This window comes from Rhodothermus profundi (assembly GCF_900142415.1).
Taxonomy (GTDB): Bacteria; Bacteroidota; Rhodothermia; order Rhodothermales; family Rhodothermaceae; genus Rhodothermus; species Rhodothermus profundi.
In genome coordinates this window covers 365,980-388,452 of the sequence record NZ_FRAU01000002.1, presented here as the reverse complement: position 1 = coordinate 388,452, position 22,473 = coordinate 365,980, and the positions used below count along the sequence as shown (strand labels likewise).

Sequence of the window (22,473 nt, the reverse complement as noted above, 5' to 3'; positions counted from 1 at the left end):
GGGCCGGTGCTGGGCACCGGCGCGACGTTCACGACCTACCTGCCGCCGGGATCGAACTACATTCAGCTGACGGTGCAGAGCAGTGACGGGCAGACATACACCGTCACGCGAGAGATCTATGTGGAGTATCTGTGTGAGGACGAGCTGGGGACACCGTGCAAGCGAGCGGGTGATGATTCGCTGCAGGTAGTTCGGGAGCGGTTGGAGGCGGCGTGGCCGTTGGAGGCGGTGCTGGCGGGGGTGTATCCGAACCCGGCGGGGGATCAGGTGGTGGTGCGGTTCGGGTTGCCGACGGCGTCGGAGGTGGAGCTGGTGGTCTACGACGTGCTGGGCCGGGAGGTGGTGCGTCGGCGGCCGGGTCGCATGGCGGCGGGCTGGCACCGGGAGGTGCTGGCGACGGGCTCGTGGCCGGCGGGGCGCTACGTGGTGGTGTTGCGGGTTGGTGAACGGACGCTGACGCGGACATTGATGCGGATTCGGTAAGCAGCGGGGCCGGGGCCAGGTCTGGCCCCGGTCCTGTTGGTCTGAAGCACGCAGCAAAAAGCTGGGGGGCATTATGCGGATAGCCTGGTTACTGGTCGTGGTCATGCTCTGGGGTTGCAGTTTACTGGGGGTGTCGAATCAGGAGCATCCGATCTGTCGCAAGCTGGAGCTGGTAGTACCGCCGGAGGGCCATGGGCCCTATGCGTTCATCTGTCTGGACGGCCAGCCCTGGCGGCCCGATTCGGTGCTCGGAACGCTGGACTATATCCTTGAGTCCGGTGAACGCGTGCATTACCTTGTGTTGTTTTTTACGCTGCGCGATCCAACACCTGCGCTTCCGTTCTATGAAGCCGTCCTATCGCTCAGCCTTTACGAAAAGCCGCTCCAGACCAACACCACGTATTATCTATTCAATTCTAATCCATACCTCAGAAAGCTTGTTGCCAACGGAACTTACACAAAAGAGGTTTTAGGAGAAATGGGCCGTTTCCGTGAAACAGAAGGCGATGTTTTCTTAGCCGCGTACTGGATTGCGCGGGAGGATTCGTTGCGGAGTTGGGTGCGCTTCAGCCGGATCGACACGGTGCAGACCGAGCCATTTCTGTTGGTGTTTTACGAGGGGGCTTTTGAGGTAGTGCTTTCGCCGTTCAGTCGGGATCCGGCCTGGAGTCGGTATCCGGACGCGAAGTTGCATTTTCAGGGGCGGTTTCGGGTGCCGGCCGTCACGTGGGATTATCTGCACCGCTGCTGGCGGGAACGCAACTGCCTGCGCGTGGGGTTGCGCACGCTGTGACAATAGCCATGCGAGCCCGTTGCCTGCTGCGGGCCGCCTGCTGCCTGCCAGCCTTCCTGAGCGGCTGCCTGCTGCTCGAGGCCGACGAGCTCTTCGTCGTGCTGTCGGTGCCGCCCTCGCTGCCTACAGCCCAGCTGCAACTGACGCTCAACGGCCGCCCCTTTCCGATCGAAGGCGCCCGCATCGGACGGGTCAACGTGCCCTTCTACCGCACCTTCATCCTGCGGGGCCTGACCTGCGATCCAGACACGCGGGCGCGCCGCTACTATGTGCAGCTGACGCTGCAGGTAGACCCCTTGAGCGTGCGCCTGAGCCGGCAGCCCCTGCGTCCGGGCTATGCCAGCGTGCTGTTGGAAGAGTACGATGACATCTATCGGTTGACCCACTTTACGCTGGCGGCGGATACGACGCAAAGCTGGGTGCAGTTTACGCAGATCGACCCGGTTGGCGGGCAGTATGCGGGCGTGTTTGCGGCGGTGCTGGTGCGGCAGGCGAAGCCGTTGCCGGCGTTTGCGCCTCGGAGCCGGCTGGCGCGGTTCGACACGTTGAGGGTGCGGGGTCGTTTTGAAGGCCAGGCGATGGAAGGATTTCCGCGCTACATCCCCTGCACCTGGTGAGCCTATTTACAGCACGCCGTACAGAAACAGCGAAATGCGGACGACCACCACGTCGGCCAGCAGAATCAGCAACGATGAAATCACCACGGCCTGCATCGCAGCCTGTCCGACCTCGCGTGTGCCCCCCCGCACCGTATAGCCCAGGTAGCAGCTTACGATTCCTACCAGAAAACCAAATACGCTGGTTTTGAGCGTATCGACCAGCAGATCTGAAAAGCGCAGGCTGGAGAAAGCACTGTTCCAGAAAAGCCGGTAGTCCATATCGGCCGAGATGACCGACTCAAGGTAACCACCGGCCAGCGCAATCATGTTCGTCCAGGTCGTCAGCACGGGAAACATGACGATGCAGGCCAGCACGCGGGTGATTACCAGATAATGAAAGGGCTTGAGCGCTGCCACTTCGAGCGCGTCGATCTGTTCGGTCACCCGCATCGAGCCAATTTCAGCGGCCATCCCGGCTCCCAGGCGTCCGGCCAGCACCAGCGAGGTAATGACCGGGCCAATTTCCTTAAACACCGACAGCGCCAGCATGCTGGGCAGCACGGCTTCGGCCCCGAAGCGGGCGAGCGTGCCTCGGCTCTGCATGGCCAGCACCACCCCGATGGCCATCCCGGTAACGGCCGTCAGGATGAAGCTTTTTGATCCTGCTTCGTCCATCTGACGGATCAGCTCGCGCACCTCGTAAGGGGGCCGCCATACCTCCCGGAAAAACCGGACGATGAACAGCACCAGGCCACCTGCCCGCTCGAAAAACGCACGTCCCAGCCGTTCGGGGGGCCGCTCCGGGAGGTCCAGTGTTTCCGGTTCAGTAGGCATAGCGCCACAGCAGGTTAATGCGCAGGGTTGTTCCCTGGCTGGTTACGCGTACAATCATGGCATCGAAGATGGTGTATTCAACTGTAAACTCGGTATACGCTTCGGTTCGTTGCGTGACGGTATTGCTGCTAAAAGCAATCGGCCGGCTCACCGCGGCGAACAGGCGGGGGGAGACGTACTTTCCGACCGTCAACTTGGCGCCTCGCAGGCCGTCGGGCTCGATCTCGACCACGTCAAGTCCGAGCTCTTCCCCGGCGAGTCCCTCCACGACCCCGGCCAGTTGCCCGAGGGCTAGCCCTGCCCCACGTCCCAGCAGTCCCCTGTTGGCGTTGCGGCCGGGTGCCAGCGAAGCGAGCGCCTGTCCGGCAGGTCGACCGAAAACAATGTAGGAGATAATGTCAGGCAATTCGAGACCGGCCGGGTTCTCGGAGGTAAACTCCAGCTTGAGCCGGTCCAGCCGACCGCTGACGGCCAGCAAGATTGTTACCTGACTGGCCTGATCTTCCCGCGAGGGCACCACGTAGCGTGCCTTCAACGTAAGCTCCGGATCGTCGGCGGGACCGTTGAAGGCAAGCGTGCCTTCGGTAATCTCGAACCGTTTGCCGAACTGAACGATGTAGCTGCGTTCAGGGATCACCTCAATGGTCCCAAAGAGCTGCAGGTCTTGATAGGGTTCTTTCTGGACTGTCAGGGTTCCGGTAAACTGTACATTCATCTCGGGGTTCGCATTTGAGCGCAGCCACACGTCGCGCTCCATATGTAGATTCAGGCGCATGCGTGCAGCTTCGTAAAAGTCGAACGTGGTCGTGTCTTCTTCGGTAATGCGCACGCCAAAATACTGGCGCAGCATCTGCAGATCCGCCTCGGTGAGCTGGACCGGCTCCAGATCGGCTACCGAGGTCTGTTCGATCAGGTAGAAGTCGGCGCTGACGATCTGCAGATCACCTTCCAGTTCGGGTTGTTCGGTGGTCCCTGTCAGCCGGAGTGAGCCGGAAAGGACGGTGCGGTAGGCCCGATTATCGGCGGCCAGGAACGAACGAGCCCGCATCTGCAGATCGAGCGTGCCCAGCGTCAGCGCCTTGAATTGTACGGTGCCGCTCCCGGTGAGACGGCCGCCCGAGTGCAGCTCGAAGGCCGTGAGTATCATCCGGTCGCCTTCCATGCGGGCCTGCGCCCGGATGCCGCGGTACGTAACGCCCAGCTCTGGCAGATAAACCGCTCCGTCGAAAAGCTCGGCCTGTCCGTGCAGTTGCGGCGCGGCCAGAGTACCGCCTATGTGGACCTGCCCGACCAGCCGTCCCCGCAGATGGCGCAGGATTTCAGGATCCAGGAACGGCTGCATCCAGGCAATGGCAAACGTGTCGGCGGCCAGCATGAGATCAAGCGGGGCCTGGTCCGGATCAAACGGCGGTGCTTCAGGCGGCACCTGCAGCCGCAAATCTAGCGGAACCGTGCCACGCAGCGTCAGGGTGCTGGCGTCGGCCTGGTGTTGCAGGCGCGCATCCACCTGGAGACGCAGACTATCGTATTGCAGATCGAGCTGCAGGTCGCCGACTGGACGCCCTTCTGAGACCAGATCAAGCAGCAGTTGGCCGCGCAAAGAGGGCGCTGTCGCTGGACCGGTCAGGTCGATCGTGCCGCTGAGCGCTCCCCCCAGGCCGCCCAGGTCGAACAGGTCGGTAATGGTTTCCAGGCGAAAGTGTTCAAGCGTCAGCACAAAGCTTTGCGTGCCGTTCGGATCGATCACGCCGTCGGCGGCCAGTTGCTGATCCTGCGTTTCGGTGTAGAGCAACAGGCCCTGGACGCGGTAGGCTTCACCATAGGTGAATGTGGCTGGTTGCAACAGACGCCAGCGCGCATCGTGCAGCCGTAGATCGAGCCGGGTTAGTTGGATGGTTTGTTGTTTCGGAAGTACCTGTCCTTCGATTCGGGCAGCATGGTGACGGTCAGCCTGCATGCGGAGCTCATAATCTGCCTGCTGGCCATCATAGCGCAGTTCGGCGCGGGTGTTTTCGATCTGGAACGTGCCCAGCGTTAACAGACGCACCTGCAGGCGGGCTTCGGCTCTGGCCAGACGGCGCTCCCGGTCGAGCTCACCGGCGGTGCGTCCTTCCAGTTCGACCAGCCGCAGGTCGTCGTAGATCAGGTTTTGCAGCGTCCAGCTTCCCTCAAAGCGGAGTTGTCCGGGGCGCCCATAGGCACGCGCCTCAATGCGCCCGTCATCCAGCGCCAAGAGCCGGGCTCCCACCAGCCGTCGCAGTGGTTGCAACCGACGCAGATGAATGTGCAGCGTCAGCTCGGACCGGCGCGTCCCTTCTGGATCGACAAGCGCCACCTGCCCCCCACCCTGCACCTCCATCACGTTACTGCGGAGCTGCAGCGTATCCAGGTGCAGCGTGCCTTCGGCCATCGAAAAACGAGCCTCCAACCGGTCAAGAGTCAGCGCGTCAAGATGGGCACCCTCGCTGTGCAGGTGCCCCTGCACCTGCATCGTAGCCGGATCCAATCCCTGTCCTTCCAGCTCGGCCTCTAGCGACAGACGGGCTGCGAGGGTATCGATTCCTATCAGCGGCATGGGATCCAGTTGTTCGGCCGTCAGCGACAGGGCATAACGAGGTGCTGCGCCGTCCAGCGCCAGCTGTGCGGTAAAGCGGGCCTGTCCATCGGCCACGCCCAGTTGTCCGCTTGCCTGCCACCGACCCGCCGCGGCGGTCAGACGGAACTGGCCGGAGACCGGCCGCCCACCGATCTGCGACGCATCCAGCCGAAGCCGGCCGGTAAGCTGCATGGCACGCGGATCCGTTCCCCGGCCATGAAGCGTCATCACCCCGTTGAGCCGGGTCTGCGGTCGCGGCGATCCGGTCCAGGCTGCCAGATCAACGCCACGAAAAACGAGTCGCTCAACGGTGTACACCGGCCGGGTTGTCAGCGAGTCGACCCGGGCACTTAGCTGGAGCATGCCTTCGGGCCAGCTTGCCTGCACTGTCAGCGTGAGCAGGCGACGCCGGAGCGTGGCTTCCAGCAGAGCAGCGTTCAGTGCCTGCGCATTCAGGCGGGAAGCTTGCAGGTTTAGCACAAGGCTGGCTTCCGCATTGTCCAGCGTAGCGCCTCGGAAAAATCCCTCAAAGGTCCCGTTAAGCCGAGAAGTCCAGGCGGGCGTGATTGCCTTCAGATTTACCCGTTCCAGCCGTCCTCGATCCACCTGCCAGTAAGGTCGCCGGGCCAGCGGCCGGCCGCGCAGTCGAAACGTCACCCGCCCGTCCTCCAGGCCGAATTCCGGGATGGCCGTCAACCATCCGCGGCGCATCCGAAGCGGTACGTGCACCGGCGCCAGCCGATACGGCCCGTAAATCAGGCTGTCCAGTTCAAGCGTCGCCTCCAGACGAAGCGTCTGCGGCGTTCGGCCGCTGCCCCGCATCTGCAATCGGCCGCTGACAGTGCTGCGCAGCGTGTCGCCCAGCAGGGCTGCTACATCAACCTGGTCCAGCATGAACGGTCCCACCGCATAGACGGGTCTTGAAGCGTTGAAGAACCAGCCTTGCCCCCGAATTCGTCCGCCGGCCAGTTGTGCGTTCAGGTCCAGGCGCACCGTGTCCCCCCGCACCTGCACAGCCAGACGTCCCCCCTCGATCACCGCCCGGTTCAAGTGCGAGGGTTGCAGCGTCAGTTGCCCGTCCAGGCGTTTGGTCCCCGTCCCTTCAATCCAGAAGCGCAGGTTTACCTGTCCGGTCCAGCTCGGGTCGTCCAGTAAACGAGCCGGATTCAGGTCCCGGAGCCTGCCGACCAGGCGAAACGAAGGGGTCTCGGTAAATGGACGGCCCCGCCCCTCCACCTGCAATTGCGCGCCCTGCAGGCCGGTCTGCGCCGTCAGGCTTCCCTCTCCCTGCCTGAAATGCATCCGAAGTTGCGTGGCCTCTAGGCGATAGGTGCCCAGCTGTGCCGCAGGCATCTCCAGCTCTACGGTCCCGTTCAGGCCCTGCAGCGACGGCCCTTCCAGATTGACTGCAAGCTGCAGATTAACTTGGCCGCGCGGCCCTCCGAAAAAGGAAGGATCCAGACGATTCAACCGCATGGCCGCCTGGTATCGCACGGCTCCCTCCGTGAAGGGCGTAAAGGCGGCGGTTAGCGTTAGCGCTCCTTCGCTGTCGGTGCGCAGGTTGGCCTGCACCTGGAGCAACCGGCCACTGCCCCGTACCGTCAGGAATCCCGCCACGGTTCGTTTCGGATCCGAAACGGAAGTAAAGGGCATCAGGTCGTAAAGCGCCAATGGCTGCGCTTCCAGCCGAAACTGCACATCCTCGACCTGGCCGGTGTCGGCTGGAAGCAATAGCGTGCCGCTTCCGACCACCTGGCTGCGCGTTGAAACGATCCGCAACGTGTCGAGCAAAAAGCGCCGGTTGCGCAGTGCCAGGCGCGTCATGAGGCGCACCGAATCGGCCGCACCGGGCGGCTGGAGCACCGCCTCCAGTTGGCGAACAACAACCGAAGGCCATCCCTGCACAGGAAGGCGCAGCGTATCGAGCCGCAGGTTCAGGCGATGCAGCCGCCAGGTCGAGTCAGCCTCCGGAGGATAGAAGTGCAGCGTTGCCGTCCCGTTGCGCAATGTCAATTGATCTATCCAGAGGTTCGGTGCGGTCTCGGTTGCAGAAGTTGTTGTGCTAGAGGTATCGGTTGGGTCTGCGAGCAGGCGCGCCAGATCCCAGGTGAGGTCGGCCTGCTGCGTCAGGTGCAGGCGCGGCCGGATCAGCCGTACCCACCGCAGATGCACGCGTCGTTTCAGCAGGGCCTCCGGGACATAGGCAACTTCCAGTGCATCCAGGGCCAGTAGCGTCCGGCCTGTTGAATCGCGCAGCGCAACATCGTAGAGCGCAAAAGTTCGCACGAAATTGCCCTGCAGTGCACCGATTTCCAACCGACCGCCCTGTAATTGAGCGCTCACCTGCTGTTCGATCAACCGCCGCACCTGATCCCGTCCCCAGGAAGTCTGGAGCATCAGGAGCAGCAGTCCCCCCAGCGTCACCGGTATGCCTATCAACACCAGCAGTGTCCATCCAAGACGGCGCAGCCACCGGCGCGCAGGCGATGTTGCAGGCATGGATTCCATAGACCGGGCGATCAGAAAGTCTGGCCGATGCTCAGGTGCAACCGAAAGCGGCGCTGCCAGTGGGCTTCAGGAGGCCGAGCAGTCAGCCCCTGGCGGTAGCGGTACACATCGGCCGGATTGCGCAGGTCTTCGTAGCTTGGATTCAGCTTGTAGGCCAGATCCAGTCGAATGAAGCCAGCCGGAGTCTGGTAGCGCAGGCCCAGGCCAGCGGCCCATCGGAAAGCCGAGGTGCGCAGGCGGAGCTGGTCCTGCGCGAGCTGCCCTCCATCCAGAAAGACAGCGCCCTGCCAGTCGCTGCTGAATCCGGGCAACCTGAAGCGCAGCTCCAGGTTGATTATCAGCTTGCGGTTGCCCCCTATCGGCTCATAGTAAATTGTGGTATCGCCTTTGCTGACCTGCAGTCGGGTTATCTTGGGTCCGAGTTGTTGGAGTCCCCATCCGCGCACATCGCTGCTTCCTCCGGCATAGAAAAGGATGGGATCAAAGCGGTTTTCGTAGCGCAGGCTATCGGCGCGCCCCAGGCGTCCGGCCAGCGCATCGCGGCTGCGGTGCAGGGGTTCCAATCTGCCGATGAGCAGGCGCCCGGCCAGTACGCTGCGGCGCGTGAGGGGGAGGTACCCGATGAGCTCAGTGCCCAGCCGGTAGTATTCCACTTCCGAGCCAATCAGCCCCCCGCCCAGCTCAGCAAAGGGTCGGATAAGATATCCACGACGCGGATTGAAATAGTTGTTTGTCCGTCCAAAGGTGGCGGTTACGGAGAGGATGCTTTTGTCGAACAGATCCCGGGTACTGGTGGTGTCGCGACGCTGCTGAGTGAGCTGCAATGCGCGGCTGAACGCGTGCTGCAGCGTAATGGTTCGAAAAGGGTAAATTTCATAAAACAGCGTGGTATTCAGCCCGAACTCGCGGGTGTTGATCTGGAGCGGTTCGTTGCTGTCTTCCAGCAGGGGGTCGCGCTGGTATTCTAAAAACGGAGAGAGCAACAGCTCCATCCGTCGAGAGAACAGATAAGGCTGGCGAAACAGCGCGCTGAAGCGGAACACCCGGGGAGGCGGCGTGCCGGGTCCGCGTCGGGCCAGCAGGCCGGTTTGCGCTACCAGGTGCAACGTAAGCGTGCGGGCGTCGCCCAGAAAATTGCGGTGCGTCCAGCGCACTTCGGCTCCCAGCCCCTCACTGCGTCCGAAACCGCCCTGCAGCACCAGAAACCGCAACGCCGACTCGGCCACCCGGTAGCGTACCGTTACCGTACTGTCGCGCGGCTGCGGTGGAATGTCGGCCAGTGCCACCCGGAAAATTTCCAGTCCGAAAAGCTGGCGTTGCCCTTCCACCACCTTGCGTTGTGAGAATACGTCGCCCACCCGGAAAGGAAGCTCCCGGCGCAGCACCCGATCGCTGACCCGCCGATTACCCTCAATCTGAATTTTCGAGAAATAGCCCCGGGGGCCGGTGTCCACCACAAAGCGCAGATCCACCGTGTTGGCTACCGAATCGATCCGGACATCTGCGCGCACCTGCGCAAAAGCATAGCCGCGATCCCGAAACCAGTTCAACACGGCATCCTGGATTTCCACGCGACGCGTCTCGGTGTAACGGTCTCCCACCTGCAGAGCGATTCGATCTCGGAATCGACGCCACCGCTCTCGAAGGCCTTCGTCAAGTGTACGGAGTAAGGAGCGACCTTTCGGATCAACGAACCCTACGTTCTGGATAAGGAGCGGTGGTCCTTCACGGATGCTCAGTACAATGTGGATGGTGTTGCGCGTCGTGTCGAGTTGTGAAGCTGGATACGTAATTTCCGTATGCAGAAAGCCATTGCGGGTATAAAAGCGCCGCAGCCGCACCACGTCGCGCGCCAGTTCTATGGGGTCGAACCGGTAGCGAGGCGCCGACACGAAAGGCAACCAGCGTTTGACCCGATCCCACCAGGACGGCGCGCGCAGCACCATCTGTGCCCGAAGCTGATCTTCTTCGAACGTCTGCGTATCCACAAATCGAAACGAAATAGCCCGAATAGTCGTGCGCTCATTGACCAGCCACAGCGGCGCCTGAGCCCGCAAGGGCTGCATGAGTCCGATTAGCAGTGCGACAACAACGCCAATGCGGCGGCACCTCCCCTTCATGCGTCTACCTTGGAAACGGCTATGGAGACCGAAGCTTCCGGTTGGTCGCGCCGGCGTTTTTCATACAGCAGCACCAGCAGCGCCCCCAGGATAAACACCACGCTGGAATAATACACCCAGAATCCGAAAGCCAGGATCAGGCCAAACACCCGGCCAATAGCCGAAAGGCCACTATTTGCAAAGCGTTCAAAAAAGGCGGAACGGGCTGCGTAAAAAGCAAAGGCCGTTTTGGCCGCTTCCCAGAGCAGGGCCGCCACGACAGCCCCCAGCAGAGCGCCCCGGAGAGGAGGGCGGGGCTTCGGGGTGAAATAGTACAGTTGAAAAAACATGGCCAGGCTGAGCAGGTAGGGAATTAACAGCCCCAGCACTTGAAGGAGCTGTCGCCACCCTTCCTGCACCCATCTGTAATCGAGCCGGAAACGGTGCAGCCAGCTCAGATCAACTGCGTTAATAGCCAGCGAAACGCTGAATGTTAACAGAAAAAGCACGCCGACCTGCACCATCATGCGCAAATCAAAAAGATACCCGCGTAGCACAGAGCGCCCCTGGTGCCACGGTTCATCAAACACCTGGCTCAGCACGCCGCGTAGCGTGGTAAACAGCGTCATAGTGGCATACAGCAGCCCCAGGATACCAATCAGCGTGAAGGTGCCGCTGGCCCGCTGAAGCTGTTCCAGAAACTGCAGAAGCTGATCGCTTTGATAAGGCGGCAGAAAATCCTGAAGGAAACGGGCTACGGCCTGGAAAGGGCGCTCCTGCTGCAGAATGCGGCCCAGCAGACCCGTAGCCAGCACCAGCACCGGCACGATGGTAACCAGTACCTTAAATGCAATAGCTTGCGCCCAGAGAAAGACCGGCTTGCGATTAAGCAGATGGTAGAGCCCTACCACGTAGTAGCGAAGCGTTTGCCGGACGCGCCAGAATACCTCACGCAGAACCGCCCATCGTAGCCGCATGCCAGCAGCAAGCCGGGTTTGGAGAAACAGACAGCGTCAGGCTAAAGCCAGTCGGATAAACGGGTTCCGAAAGAATTCTTTTGGCGGCGCTCAGGAATTCTGCGTTGCCATGAACGCAAGGGGACTGCTCCGTACCAGAATGCCCTGCAATGTGCAAGCGCCAGCGTGGCTTTAATCGGAAGGCTTCATTTTGAGCCTGCTCCTGCAGCAAAGATCGGCGTAGACCTGCCGGCTCACTGCCACCCGAAGCGTAGCCTATGCGCTGGCGCGGCGCTCTTCGTAGATCGGTGCCTCGCCGTAACGAACCGTAGCGGCTGTAATGCGGCACACGCCCACGTCCGGCATCGTGTGGATATTAAACATGATGTCCAGCATGACCTCCTCCATAACAGCCCGCAGCCCACGCGCGCCTGTGCCCAGTTCCTTTGCCCGCTCGACAATAGCATCCAGCGCCTCCTCTTCAAAGATTAGTTCAATGCCGTCCATGGCAAACAACTTCTGATACTGGCGCACCAGGGCATTTTTGGGCTCAGTCAGAATGCTTCGAAGCGCTTCGTCCGAAAGAGCCTCCAGGGGCGTAATTACCGGCAGCCGCCCAATAAATTCAGGAATTAGCCCGAACTTAAGCAGGTCATCCGGTTCGACATAGTAGAAAATGCGCGGATCCTTAGGATCCACTCGTTTTCCCCCTGAAGCAAAAAAGCCTATGGATGACGTTGAAAGGCGCCGGGCAATGATCTCTTCCAGTCCTTCAAAAGCCCCTCCACAGATGAACAGGATATTGCGCGTGTCGATGTTGATCAGATTCTGCTCGGGATGCTTGCGCCCGCCTTTGGGCGGCACGCCCGCGATTGTGCCCTCCAGAATCTTCAGCAGGGCCTGCTGGACGCCTTCACCGGAAACGTCCCGCGTAATCGACGGGCTGTCGCTTTTACGGGCAATCTTGTCAATCTCGTCGATGTAGACAATGCCCTGCTCGGCCCGCTCCACGTTGAAGTCGGCAGCATGCAGCAGATGCGCCAGGATACTTTCAACGTCCTCGCCTACGTACCCCGCTTCGGTTAAGGCCGTGGCATCAGAAATGGAGAAAGGTACGTCGAGGATGCGAGCCAGCGTGCGCGCCAGCAGCGTTTTGCCCGTACCGGTTGGTCCGATCAGCAGGATGTTGGATTTTTCCAGCTCAACGTCCTCATAGTCGGGCAGATAGTTCTGGCTGTCGATGCGCTTGTAGTGGTTGTAAACGGCTACGGCCAGCGTTTTTTTAGCCCGCTCCTGGCCAATCACGTATTCGTCAAGCGCAGCCTTGATCTCGGGAGGCGTCAAGCGGCGTCGATGGGCCTGCGGGCGCCGGCGAGCGGCTGCATGGGCCATCAGGTCGTTGCGCACAATACCGGCCGCGTCATGGATGCAGCGGTCGCAGATGTACACATCATTGGGGCCGGCTACCATGGAGAGGACCTCGTGGGTCGTGCGCCCACAGAACGAACAGCGAATGGTGTCGTCATTTCGACGCATAACGTGCAGGTTTACCTGATCGGACGTTTAGCGTCCTCTCCCTTATGGTAAGAATATCGGCATCTTGACGCAACCTCTTCAGTCCCTGACGCAAAACTGCTGGTTGCATGAGGCGTTAGGGAGTGCGCTCCGGTGCTTTTGACGATCTGCTGCCGATTCCATGAAGGAGACGACCGCTGCGTTGCCCGGCGAATTTATTGCGCGGCTGCAGCAACTGGTGCCACCGGCATGGTTGCCCACTGTGGAAGCCGCTTTCCGGGAGCCCCGCATTACCGCCTTTCGGGTTAACACGCTAAAGGTCGATCGGGACACTGTGCAAGCGGCTCTGAGGGCCGAAGGCATTCAGCCCCGTTCGGTTGCCTGGTATGCCGATGCGTTCTGGGTGCCGCCCGAAGATCGGGCCCTGCTTCTGCAAAGCAGGCCATACCGGCAGCAGTGGATTTACGTGCAGGATCTGTCCAGCATGCTGCCCCCGCTGGTGCTGGCCCCGAAGCCAGGCTCGCGGGTGCTGGATCTCTGCGCCGCACCGGGCAGCAAGACCGTGCAACTGGCCTGCCTGATGCAGGGTCAGGGGGAGATTGCTGCGGTCGAGGTGGTTCGGACTCGTTTCTACCGACTGCGTGCGAACGTGCAGGCGCAGGGTGCTCCTAACGTACGTCTGTTCTTGCAGGATGGCACGCGCGTTGGCCGCTACCGGCCCGAATATTTCGACTATGTTCTGGTGGATGCGCCTTGCTCTTCCGAAGGGCGTTTTCACCTGAGCAATCCGGAAACCTTCGCCTACTGGAGCCTGCGTAAAATTCGGGAAATGGCCCGCAAGCAATACCGACTGCTGGTTTCGGCGGTCCAAAGCCTACGTCCCGGGGGCGTGCTCGTCTATGCTACCTGCACCATGGCCCCGGAAGAAAACGAAGCCGTCCTTACCCGACTGCTGCACACCTTTGGGGACATACTAGCCGTGGAACCTATTCCCCTGTCGCTGCCTAACCAGCTACCTGGCCTGGCCCGTTGGAACGGTCGCTCCTTTCATCCAGATCTTCGCCACGCCCGCCGCATTCTGCCTACCACCGAAATGGAAGGCTTTTTCCTGTGTCGCCTGCGCAAACGCGCCTCTTAAAACAGCTCAATGCGTGGTCCTTCCTCGTCTTCCTGATCCCCTCGCTTCGCCTCAGGGGCCGGCAGGGTTGGCCGAATGCGCTCTAAGGGCTCCTGCAACCATTGCCCCCCTTCCATGAGATACGTTCCGACTCTTTGCAGCAGCATAACGACTTGCTCAATCTCCTGACGGGCCACGTCCTGAAACTGCACGGCACCGAGAGCTTCCGAAAGTCGGGCGACTACCTGGCTGCTGTTGACCTGCTCGACAACCTCAACCAGCGACGAAATGCGCTGATTGTTTTCCCGAAGCGCCTGTTCAATCTGCTGGCTGGCCTGCTGCAGCTCTTGCAGTTCCCGAACGTTGGCTTCCAACAGAGCGCTTAACTGAGCAATCTTCTCCTGCAGCCGCTGCGTAACCTGCGTCACCTGCCGATCAATGGAAGCCGCAATTGTTCGGGTGCGCTCTGAAAGCTTTTGCACCTCTCCCGCGACCACGGCAAAGCTACGTCCGGCTTCGCCAGCCCGCGTTGCCTCAATGGTTGCGTTCAGGGAAAGCAGGTGCGTCTGTCGGGCAATTCCGTCAATCTGATCAACCAGCGGCTTCAATTGCCGGGCTTCATCTACCAGTTGATGTAACTGTTGCAACTCTTTGCGCGTGCGCGCCAACTGAGCCTCCAGGTAATCCCGAATCTTTCGTTCAATTACCTCCAGCTCTTGATTTCCATGAGCCACAAGACGCACCTCATGGGCAATTTCCGCAATGCGCGCTACCTGCTCCTGCGAAGAGACGTGAATCCGGTTCAGGTGCTCCACCAGATGCATGACCTCACCTTCGGTGCGCGACAGCAAAGCGCGCAAGCGGCTGCACACATCCTGTAGGGACGGCTGCAACTGAAGCAGATCGCCGCCCAGGGCACGGGCTTCCCGCTGCAACAATGCAAAGGACTGGTTTAGTTGATGCAGCTCGCGACGGCTTTCCAGCAGAGCCTGTTGGATCTGTCCCAGACGTTGTTGCTGCCGTTCCAGCTCGTGATGCAATGAAGGAGCGGCCTCGGTCCGTTCATCACGGGCCCGAAGCGGTTCCGGCCTGGCAGATGCAACAGGCGCTTCTTCCAAGCGACTATCCCTCCGCGAAGAGACGCGCGCGCGTAACAACCACCCTCCTAATAACCCCAGAAGCCCACTACCTTCTGCCAGGACGATTACCCAGAACGTCGGCTGCCATTTCTGGCGCTGCGCGAAGGCCCATCCCAGTGTACCTAAGACAACACTAAAACAGAGTACGCCTGCCAGCGACCAGCCGAAACGACGCATCTATACAAACTTTCCACTTTATTGCGCGCCCTGAACCTGGGGCAGTCGATGCTCTCATTTTGGTTTCTATTTTATCACATTTGAGTATCGTTTCAGCTTCTTCATCAAAATTTAATAATCCACTTGAAGGATAAAATAGAACGCAATATCACCTGTCCAGGAGGTGTCCCATGCGGGCTGTACTTCCCTAAAAACGGCGCGAGCTCTTCTCTGCTGCCGTTGCCGGCGCAGCTGCTTCTCCCGTGGTCCCTGCATCTTCGGGCAAGGTAGGGGCTGCCTGCGCCGCTGCGGGCCTTCCCTGCCTCCAACAAAGAAAAAAAGCCCCTTCCAGACGAAGGGGCTTTGAAGTCGGAGCTACGCGCCGCGGTCGCCCAGCAACCTGGCGACTTAGAACGGCAGGTCGTCGTCCGGCGTCAGCGTGTAGGCATCATCTTCAAACGATTCCGCTGCAGGCTCCGGGGCAAACGTCTGGCGAGGTGCGGCTTGTCCCTGGGCAGCAGCGGTCCCTGCGGTCGAGGGTTCAGGGGCCGGCTCACTCCGCGGATCCAGCATCACCATTTCTCGAATTTTAATTTCCGTAGTGTAGCGCGTATTTCCATCGCGGTCTTCCCACGAGCGCGTCTGGAGCGAGCCTTCCACATAGATTTTTGAGCCTTTCCGCAGGTACTGGTTGCAGATTTCTGCCAGCCGTCCCCAGGCTACCAGATTGTGCCACTCTGTCCGCTCCACCAGATTGCCTTCGGGGTCGCGGTACACTTCGTTGGTAGCCAGCCGCATGTTGCACACAGCCGTGCCGCTGGGCGTGTAGCGCAGTTCGGGATCCTGTCCCAGATTGCCTACAAGAATCACCTTGTTGATGCTACGTGCCATGATGCACCTCCTGGTTTGGTGGATGGATACATGAGTCCTGGCGGATGGCACACGAGTCCACCGGTCGAAGCCGGCCCTCCCTGCGGTGCGCACACGAGCCCGCCAGGAGATGCGCAGGTATGTTACGGCTCGGGAGTGTCAACAGTATGTCACTCCCTTTGATCCACCCTTCAGATTTTTGTTCTTTCCCTTCAAAACAAATCCAGACCCGCGGGGTTATGGAGCCATCGGTTGAACGTGGGGTTATTCCGACAGCAAACAATGGCGGACGCAAAAAAACCATACGATCCAGCGTTTCGCGAACCGGAAGATCGCCTGGAAGCCTACGCCGACTTTGTAGCCATTGTGCGTCAGCTCCGTCGCGATTGCCCCTGGGACCGAGAGCAGACGCATGACTCGGTTAAGCACCTGCTTATCGAAGAAGCCTATGAGGTGGTCTCCGCCATTGAAGAGAAAGACTGGGAAGAGCTCAAGCGGGAGCTGGGCGACTTGCTGCTGCACGTGGTCTTCCACAGCATCATGGCAGAGCAGGCCGGGCGGTTCACGCTGAAAGACGTTATCGAAACCGAAACCGAGAAGCTGATCCGGCGCCATCCCCATGTTTTTGGCGAGGTGGAGGTAGGGAGCGTGCAGGAAGTGCTGAGCAACTGGGAACAGATCAAGCTTAAAGAAAAAGCGGCTTCCCGCAAGCAGCAGGTTTTGGCGTTGGAGGGCGTGCCGCGTCACCTGCCCGCCCTACTGCGCGCTTATCGCATTCAGGAAAAGGCTGCTGGCGTCGGCTTCGACTTTCCAGAGCGGGAGCAGGCCTGGCAAAAAGTAGCGGAAGAGCTGGAGGAGTTTCGTCACCTGGTAGCTGCGGGAGCAGCGCCAGAAGCGCTGGAAGAGGAGCTGGGGGACGTGCTTTTTGCCCTGGTAAACTATGCCCGCCTGCTGGGCCTCAACCCCGAAAATGCCCTGCAACAGACCAACAATAAGTTCATTCGCCGCTTCCGACATATTGAGGTGCGTCTGGCGGAGCAGGGCCGTACCCCGGCCGAAGCTGATCTCGAAGAAATGGACCGTTACTGGGAAGAAGCCAAGGCGCTGGACCAGCGCGATTCTCATTCCTGATCGCGCTGCTGCTTTTCAGTGGCGAGATTCTTATTATTCCCAAACCAGTCAGCGTTTCTTGAACGGTTCTCTAACGGTGAATAGCCATGCGTCCTGTGCTTCGACACGCCATTTTTGTCGGATTGCTATTCCCCTTTATGTTCGTCCTGTCGGCACAGGCAGATCGCAACCCACGCGTTCGCGTTCAGCCCGGTGTTGTAGTTGTCAAGCTGGAACGGCCTGCTACGCTACAGGCTGGCAAAACCGGCTGGCCTTATCTGGATCGCACGCTGGCACGCTTTGCTCCGCTCGCCCTGGAACCGGCCTTTCCTTTTCTAGAGCAAACAGCCGGCAAACGTCTGCCTCCTGCGCTGGAACGCCTCCGCACAATTTATCTGCTGCGCTATGCTCGGGCTATCTCTCCCTGGCGCGTAGCTGCTGAGCTGAGCCGCACACCCGGTGTCGTCTATGCTGAACCGCTGCTGATCCGGCAGATCGTAGCGGTCCCGAACGACTCGCTCTATCCCTTAATGACCCATCTGCCTCAGATCCATGCACCGGACGCCTGGGATGTGGTCAAAGGCGAGCAGGGCGATGTCGTCATTGCCATCGTCGATGGGGGCACCGACTGGCGCCATCCTGATCTGATCGATAACGTCTGGACCAATCCCGGCGAGATTCCCGACAACGGGGTGGACGATGACGGCAATGGTTTTGTAGATGATGTGCATGGCTGGAATTTTGCCAATAATACGCCCGACCCCACCGGACTACCCGCCACGCCCAACAATGCAGCGCACGGCACACAGGTAGCCGGCGTAGCCGCTGCTGTGACCAACAACAACCGGGGAGTGGCAGGCAGCAGTTGGAATGCCCGCTTTATGCCCATCAACGCAAGCTGCCCGAATCAGGACCGCAGCATCTGCTTTGGCTACCAGGGCATTGTCTATGCGGCGCTGAACGGCGCGCAGGTAATCAACGCAAGCTGGGGAGGCCCGGGACTCTCGCGCTTCGAGGCGGAAGTTATTGAAGCTGTAACAGATCTGGGCAGTCTCATTGTGGCAGCAGCCGGAAATGACAGCAGTGACAACGACCGCGTTCCATTCAGCCCGGCCAGTCATCCCCGGGTGCTCTCGGTAGGAGCCACCAATAAAGACAACGATGGCAAAGCAAGCTTTTCCAACTATGGGCGCAGCGTGAACGTGTTTGCCCCCGGCGTCAACCTGAACACAACGCTGCCCCGAGGACGCTATACCGGCTCCGCCAACGGCACTTCGTTCGCCAGTCCGTTGGCAGCCGGCATTGCGGCCCTGGTGCGCACGCGCTTCCCGGAATACTCGCCCGATCAGGCGCGCGAGCAGATTCGTCTGACGGCCGACCCCATCGACGCGCTGAATCTGGGATTTGCCGGCCTCCTGGGCCGCGGCCGCATCAATGCCTTTCGGGCCGTCACGGAAACCGGTTTTCCCGCCATTCGCCTGGTGGACGTCGAAGTAGCCGATAGTGATGCCGATGGCTACCTGGAAAGCGGCGAAACGGTTCAGCTTACCCTGCGCTTCACCAATCATCTGGCCCCTACCCGCAACGTTCAGATCCAGCTTCTGGAAGAAGTGCCGTACGTTACCCTGACGCAGGATAATGCCTTCTTCGCGCAGCTTGGCACCGGCGATACGGTTGCGGCAACGTTCTCGTTTGAAATCGCAAGCAACGCCCCCCAGAACCGACAGGTTATCTTTGAAACAACCATCCAGGCCGACGCAGGTTATACCGATCGCGACCTGTTTCGCCTGATCATCAATCCCGAGCAAACGGCCACTCTGGCCACTGGCCGCATTCAGACCTCTATCACTACCACCGGAAATCTGGGATGGACCGGCTTTGCCGGAGAGGCAGGCGGCGTAGGCTTTACGCTGGACGGGCGCAACCTGCTCTTTGAAGGCGGCCTCCTGGTGGGCATCTCGGAACGGTTTGTCTCGGACGCCGTCCGTGGCGAAGATGGCGTCACGCAACACCGCGACTTTCAGCCTACCGAAGGAGGTAGCCTGGAAATCATTGCGCCCGGACGCTTTACAGCCCAGCAGGGAACGGTTGAACTCACCGACCAGGGCGCCCCGTTTCCGCTGCGCATTAACGTATTGCAGGAAACCTATGCCGACACCGCCTCAGAACGGCAGCTTTTTGTGATTATCCACTACACCATCGAAAATTTGCGTCCGACGCCCCTCGCTCCTCTGTACGCCGGACTTTTTCTGGACTGGGACCTGAACCCAGACGCCCGAGACTTCGCGCGCTTTGACGCAGCGCGGCGCCTGGGCATTGTGCAGGATAAAAACATCAATCCTGATACGCTGGCTGCTATCCGCCTCCTGACGCCTACCCCCTTCTCTTACCGAGCGATTGATAACCCGTCGGAACTCTACAACGGTTTTACCCAGACCGAAAAGTGGAATGCGCTTTCAGGAGGCCTGCAACAGACGCAGCTCAACAATACGGATGTATCCCAGCTCATGGCAGCCGGGCCGTTTCGCCTCGATCCCGGATGCCGCATTCCTATTGCCTTTGCCGTGTTAGCAGCCGACAATGCAAACGTGCTCGCGCAGGCCGCCGACGAGGCCCAGCGGTTCTGGAACGAGGTCATTCAACCCTCTATTCCCAACGAACCACCGGCTTTCGCCGCCACGCCCGATACCCTCTGGGTTCAGGAAGGCGAGGCGCTCAACTGGCAGTTTACCGCAACCGATCCAGATGCCTGTCCCTCTTTAATTTTCCAGGTGCTGGAAGGCCCCGAGGGCTTTGCGGTCGATCCCCTCACAGGAGAGGTGACCTTTACACCGGCTTTTGACCAGGCAGGAATCTATACGCTGCGCCTGCTGGTAACGGACGGTCTGGCCACCGACACCATGCAGACTACGCTGGTTGTTCAGGACGTCAACAGTCCGCCTGCATTCACGGCAGTCCTGACCGACACCGTGCTTGTGCTGGGCCGGACGTTCCGCTATCAGTTTCAGGCCGAGGATCCAGAAGGCGATCCGCTCACCTACACCCTGCTCGAAGCGCCACCCGGCGCCTCCATTGATGCCCAGAGTGGTCAGTTTGTTTTCACCCCCCAGGAAGTAGCCACCTACACGGTGGTCGTAGCCGTCAGCGACGGCAGGTTCACTGTGGCTACTCCGCGCATTCGTCTGCAGGTGATTCCGGCCAGCGTCAGCATCCAGATCTATCCATCACCTGGTCGTTCTCCTATTTATATCGTGTATGACGTGCCTGATCCTGAGGCGGTGCGCCTGACGATCTACGATCTGCTGGGGCGGCGGGTACAACGGCTTGTGGACGGCAGACCCGGCATTGGCCGTCATACCGTTACATGGGACGGCCGCAGCGAGGCAGGCGTTGAGGTGGCGCCGGGCCTGTATTTTGTTCGCCTGGAAGTGGGTAAAACGGTGAAAATCCGTCCGCTGGTCTACATGCGCTGAGGCAGCGATGCAAGCGTTGCGCTGGTAGCTGCCTGCGACCGCCTTTTCAACAGGTAATACCGAATCCCATCGGCCAGAGCCTGCCAGCTAGCTTCCAGAATGTTCGTCGATACCCCTACGGTGTGCCAGCGGCGCTCGCTGTCTCGGTGCTCCACCAGTACCCGGACGGCCGCAGCGGTCCCTCCTTCGGAGTTCAGCACGCGCACTTTGTAGTCGCTCAGATGCACCTGATCCAGGTCGGGGTAGAAGCGGCGCAGCGCCTTACGCAGCGCATTTGAGAGCGCATCGACCGGTCCATTGCCCTCGGCTACGACCAGCTCGCGTTCATGCTGCACGCGCAGGACCAATGTCGCTTCTGAGGTGCACACGCCGCCCTCTTCGTCGATTTCGGTGCGCACGCGCAGTCGTTCCAGCGAGAAAAAGCGCGTGTCTTCCCCCTGGATCGTGCGCAACAAGAGCTCAAAGGAGGCTTCTGCTCCCTGGAATTCGTAGCCCAGATGCTCCAGCTCCTTGATGCGCTGCACGGCCTGCCGGGCCTGCTCGCTCTCCTTCAGCTCAATGCCCAGCTCGGCGGCTTTGTACTGGATGTTGCTTTTGCCGGAAAGGTCTGAGACCAGCACCCGTCGGCGGTTGCCCACCTTCTCGGGAGGGATATGTTCGTAGGCGCGGGGATCCTTCATAACGGCCGAGACATGCACCCCTCCTTTGTGCGCAAAAGCACTGCGGCCTACGTACGGGGCCCGGTCGATGGGTGCCAGATTGGCCACTTCGTTGACAAAGCGCGACAGATCGGTCAGCCGAGCCAGTTTTTCTTCGGGCACGCACGTAAAGCCCATCTTGAGCTGCAGGTTTGGGATGATGGCACACAGATCGGCATTGCCGCAGCGCTCACCGATCCCGTTGATGGTCCCCTGCACGTGCTGAGCACCCGCCGCTACGGCCATGATTGTGTTAGCAACCGCACAACCGGTATCGTTGTGCGTATGAATCCCCAGCGGCACGTTAAACTGCCGCCGCACCTCTCCTACGATCCGGTAAATATCACTGGGCAGCGTGCCGCCGTTCGTGTCGCAGAGCACCAGTACATCGGCCCCTGCCTCAGCAGCCGCCCGAAGCGTCTCCAGCGCATAGGCAGGATCGTCCTGATAGCCGTCAAAGAAATGCTCGGCGTCGTAGATAACGCGACGACCGTGGGCTTTCAGAAAAGCTACCGAGGAGGCAATTAATTCCAGATTCTCTTCCAGCGAGACGCCCAGGGCAACGCGGGCATGCAGCGTCCAGCTTTTTCCAAAAATGGCCACCACCGGCGTCTGCGCCTCCAGCAGCGCCTGCAGGTTCGGATCGTCTTCCGGTGCCAGGCCGGCTCGGCGCGTGGACCCGAACGCGCAGATCTGGGCATGCTTCCACTCAATGTCCCGGGCACGCTCAAAAAATGCCCGGTCTTTGGGATTCGACCCCGGCCATCCCCCTTCAATCACATCAATGCCAAAGTCGTCCAGTTGGCGGGCGATGCGAATTTTGTCATCAGCGGTCAGCGTAACGTGCTCCCCCTGGGTACCATCGCGCAGCGTCGTGTCAAAAAGTTCAATCTTCATGGCGATTCTGAAGGGGTTGTGGGGATTAGACCGGCCTTACGGGCATATTCGAACAGGTTGCCAGCACGCAGAATTTCGGCTACTTCGCCCAGTGGATGCAGCAGGAATTCTTCGCCCGTTGTTCGATTGAGCAGACGAGCCAGGCGCGTGTCGATCTCCAGCTCGTCGCCCGTTCGGATTTTGTCAATCAGACGCACGGGCGTTTCAAACGGCACCAGAAAGCCTCCGTCGATAGCATTCCGGTAGAAAATGCGGGCATAGCTTTCGGCAATCACCGCTTCACAACCCGCCTCGCGCAGCGCAAACGGAGCATGTTCGCGCGAAGAGCCGCAGCCAAAGTTTTTACCCGCTACAACTATCTTAAAGCGACTTCTGTAGGCGTCCGGCTCGGTAAAGGGAATGCCACCATAGGGCAGCCCCTGGCCTTCGGCCGGCACGCCACTGAGTGCATAGCGGCCGTAGAGCCGACGTTCTTCCGGACGCGTGAGGCTATAGACCAGATGCTGGGCCGGGATGATCTGGTCCGTATCAATCGAATCGCCGACCACGTAGGCCAGCCCACGGATCACATCTTTCATTGCCTTAGTCGGTTGGGAATCGGGGATAGCAGCAGCTTGAAATCATCCTTGC

The 22,473-nt window shown here is 60.3% G+C and carries 15 protein-coding genes; 6 read left to right on the top strand and 9 right to left on the bottom strand.

The features are described from left to right. The first annotated feature begins 72 nt into the window (after nt 1-72). The 3 genes from BUA15_RS05135 (at nt 73) to BUA15_RS05125 (ending at nt 1,893) form a co-directional block, all read left to right on the top strand. Nucleotides 73-483 carry a T9SS type A sorting domain-containing protein gene (locus tag BUA15_RS05135; protein ID WP_245771924.1) on the top strand — a complete coding sequence of 137 codons (411 nt, stop codon included), beginning with the start codon at nt 73-75 and terminating at the stop codon, nt 481-483. A gap of 73 nt (nt 484-556) precedes the next feature. After that, nucleotides 557-1,276, top strand: a complete 720-nt coding sequence (locus tag BUA15_RS05130) for a hypothetical protein (RefSeq protein WP_072714887.1) — start codon at nt 557-559, stop codon at nt 1,274-1,276. 8 nt (nt 1,277-1,284) lie between these two features. Then, nucleotides 1,285-1,893, top strand: coding sequence for a hypothetical protein (locus BUA15_RS05125; protein WP_072714886.1), 609 nt, complete (start codon nt 1,285-1,287; stop codon nt 1,891-1,893). Nucleotides 1,894-1,899: 6 nt separating this feature from the next. Here BUA15_RS05125 and BUA15_RS05120 read toward each other — a convergent pair whose 3' ends face one another. The 5 genes from BUA15_RS05120 to clpX form a co-directional block, all read right to left on the bottom strand. After that, a complete protein-coding gene (locus BUA15_RS05120) occupies nt 1,900-2,709 on the bottom strand; it encodes an MlaE family ABC transporter permease (RefSeq protein ID WP_072714885.1) in 810 nt (269 codons plus the stop codon). Next, the gene (locus BUA15_RS05115) at nt 2,699-7,804 is read right to left on the bottom strand and encodes a translocation/assembly module TamB (protein WP_245771923.1); all 5,106 of its coding nucleotides are present in this window, start codon (nt 7,802-7,804) and stop codon (nt 2,699-2,701) included. The genes BUA15_RS05120 and BUA15_RS05115 overlap by 11 nt, the downstream gene beginning before the upstream one ends. 20 nt (nt 7,805-7,824) lie before the next feature. Continuing rightward, nucleotides 7,825-9,933 (bottom strand): BamA/OMP85 family outer membrane protein, encoded by a 2,109-nt coding sequence (locus BUA15_RS05110; RefSeq protein WP_072714883.1) that lies wholly within the window; start codon nt 9,931-9,933, stop codon nt 7,825-7,827. Beyond that, the gene (locus tag BUA15_RS05105; RefSeq protein ID WP_072714882.1) at nt 9,930-10,889 is read right to left on the bottom strand and encodes a YihY/virulence factor BrkB family protein; all 960 of its coding nucleotides are present in this window, start codon (nt 10,887-10,889) and stop codon (nt 9,930-9,932) included. The genes BUA15_RS05110 and BUA15_RS05105 overlap by 4 nt, the downstream gene beginning before the upstream one ends. Before the next feature lie 255 nt (nt 10,890-11,144). Beyond that, nucleotides 11,145-12,404, bottom strand: a complete 1,260-nt coding sequence (clpX, locus tag BUA15_RS05100) for an ATP-dependent Clp protease ATP-binding subunit ClpX (RefSeq protein WP_072714881.1) — start codon at nt 12,402-12,404, stop codon at nt 11,145-11,147. A gap of 160 nt (nt 12,405-12,564) precedes the next feature. Between clpX and BUA15_RS05095 the strand changes: the two genes are divergently transcribed. Beyond that, nucleotides 12,565-13,521: an RsmB/NOP family class I SAM-dependent RNA methyltransferase gene (locus BUA15_RS05095; protein WP_072714880.1), complete on the top strand. Its 957-nt coding sequence runs from the start codon at nt 12,565-12,567 to the stop codon at nt 13,519-13,521. Here BUA15_RS05095 and BUA15_RS05090 read toward each other — a convergent pair. Together BUA15_RS05090 and BUA15_RS05085 are read right to left on the bottom strand one after the other, a co-directional pair. Further along, the gene (locus BUA15_RS05090; protein ID WP_072714879.1) at nt 13,518-14,816 is read right to left on the bottom strand and encodes a methyl-accepting chemotaxis protein; all 1,299 of its coding nucleotides are present in this window, start codon (nt 14,814-14,816) and stop codon (nt 13,518-13,520) included. The two genes, BUA15_RS05095 and BUA15_RS05090, sit on opposite strands and share 4 nt — an antisense overlap. Before the next feature lie 387 nt (nt 14,817-15,203). Further along, nucleotides 15,204-15,686: a single-stranded DNA-binding protein gene (locus tag BUA15_RS05085; RefSeq protein WP_072714878.1), complete on the bottom strand. Its 483-nt coding sequence runs from the start codon at nt 15,684-15,686 to the stop codon at nt 15,204-15,206. A 261-nt stretch (nt 15,687-15,947) separates the two neighbouring features. Here BUA15_RS05085 and mazG point away from each other — a divergent pair, with 261 nt between their 5' ends. Further along, entirely contained in the window at nt 15,948-16,796 is an 849-nt protein-coding gene (mazG, locus tag BUA15_RS05080; RefSeq protein ID WP_072714877.1) for a nucleoside triphosphate pyrophosphohydrolase, read from the top strand. 86 nt (nt 16,797-16,882) lie between these two features. Then, nucleotides 16,883-20,248 carry a S8 family serine peptidase gene (locus BUA15_RS05075; protein WP_072714876.1) on the top strand — a complete coding sequence of 1,122 codons (3,366 nt, stop codon included), beginning with the start codon at nt 16,883-16,885 and terminating at the stop codon, nt 20,246-20,248. On the opposite strand, the gene cimA is transcribed toward BUA15_RS05075, so the two are convergent. Both cimA and BUA15_RS05065 read right to left on the bottom strand, forming a co-directional pair. Next, nucleotides 20,236-21,843 (bottom strand): citramalate synthase, encoded by a 1,608-nt coding sequence (gene cimA / locus BUA15_RS05070; RefSeq protein ID WP_072714875.1) that lies wholly within the window; start codon nt 21,841-21,843, stop codon nt 20,236-20,238. The genes BUA15_RS05075 and cimA overlap by 13 nt on opposite strands. Further along, the gene (locus BUA15_RS05065; RefSeq protein ID WP_072714874.1) at nt 21,840-22,421 is read right to left on the bottom strand and encodes a 3-isopropylmalate dehydratase; all 582 of its coding nucleotides are present in this window, start codon (nt 22,419-22,421) and stop codon (nt 21,840-21,842) included. The genes cimA and BUA15_RS05065 overlap by 4 nt, the downstream gene beginning before the upstream one ends. Nucleotides 22,422-22,473 lie beyond the last annotated feature (52 nt).

Bases quoted from the DNA above. Each gene is read 5' to 3' on its own strand.
- BUA15_RS05130 (WP_072714887.1), top strand. From the start codon at position 557: ATGCGGATAGCCTGGTTACTGGTCGTGGTCATGCTCTGGGGTTGCAGT.
- BUA15_RS05125 (WP_072714886.1), top strand. From the start codon at position 1,285: ATGCGAGCCCGTTGCCTGCTGCGGGCCGCCTGCTGCCTGCCAGCCTTC.
- BUA15_RS05120 (WP_072714885.1), bottom strand. From the start codon at position 2,709: ATGCCTACTGAACCGGAAACACTGGACCTCCCGGAGCGGCCCCCCGAA.
- BUA15_RS05115 (WP_245771923.1), bottom strand. From the start codon at position 7,804: ATGCCTGCAACATCGCCTGCGCGCCGGTGGCTGCGCCGTCTTGGATGG.
- BUA15_RS05110 (WP_072714883.1), bottom strand. From the start codon at position 9,933: ATGAAGGGGAGGTGCCGCCGCATTGGCGTTGTTGTCGCACTGCTAATC.
- BUA15_RS05105 (WP_072714882.1), bottom strand. From the start codon at position 10,889: ATGCGGCTACGATGGGCGGTTCTGCGTGAGGTATTCTGGCGCGTCCGG.
- clpX (WP_072714881.1), bottom strand. From the start codon at position 12,404: ATGCGTCGAAATGACGACACCATTCGCTGTTCGTTCTGTGGGCGCACG.
- BUA15_RS05095 (WP_072714880.1), top strand. From the start codon at position 12,565: ATGAAGGAGACGACCGCTGCGTTGCCCGGCGAATTTATTGCGCGGCTG.
- BUA15_RS05090 (WP_072714879.1), bottom strand. From the start codon at position 14,816: ATGCGTCGTTTCGGCTGGTCGCTGGCAGGCGTACTCTGTTTTAGTGTT.
- BUA15_RS05085 (WP_072714878.1), bottom strand. From the start codon at position 15,686: ATGGCACGTAGCATCAACAAGGTGATTCTTGTAGGCAATCTGGGACAG.
- mazG (WP_072714877.1), top strand. From the start codon at position 15,948: ATGGCGGACGCAAAAAAACCATACGATCCAGCGTTTCGCGAACCGGAA.
- BUA15_RS05075 (WP_072714876.1), top strand. From the start codon at position 16,883: ATGCGTCCTGTGCTTCGACACGCCATTTTTGTCGGATTGCTATTCCCC.
- cimA (WP_072714875.1), bottom strand. From the start codon at position 21,843: ATGAAGATTGAACTTTTTGACACGACGCTGCGCGATGGTACCCAGGGG.
- BUA15_RS05065 (WP_072714874.1), bottom strand. From the start codon at position 22,421: ATGAAAGATGTGATCCGTGGGCTGGCCTACGTGGTCGGCGATTCGATT.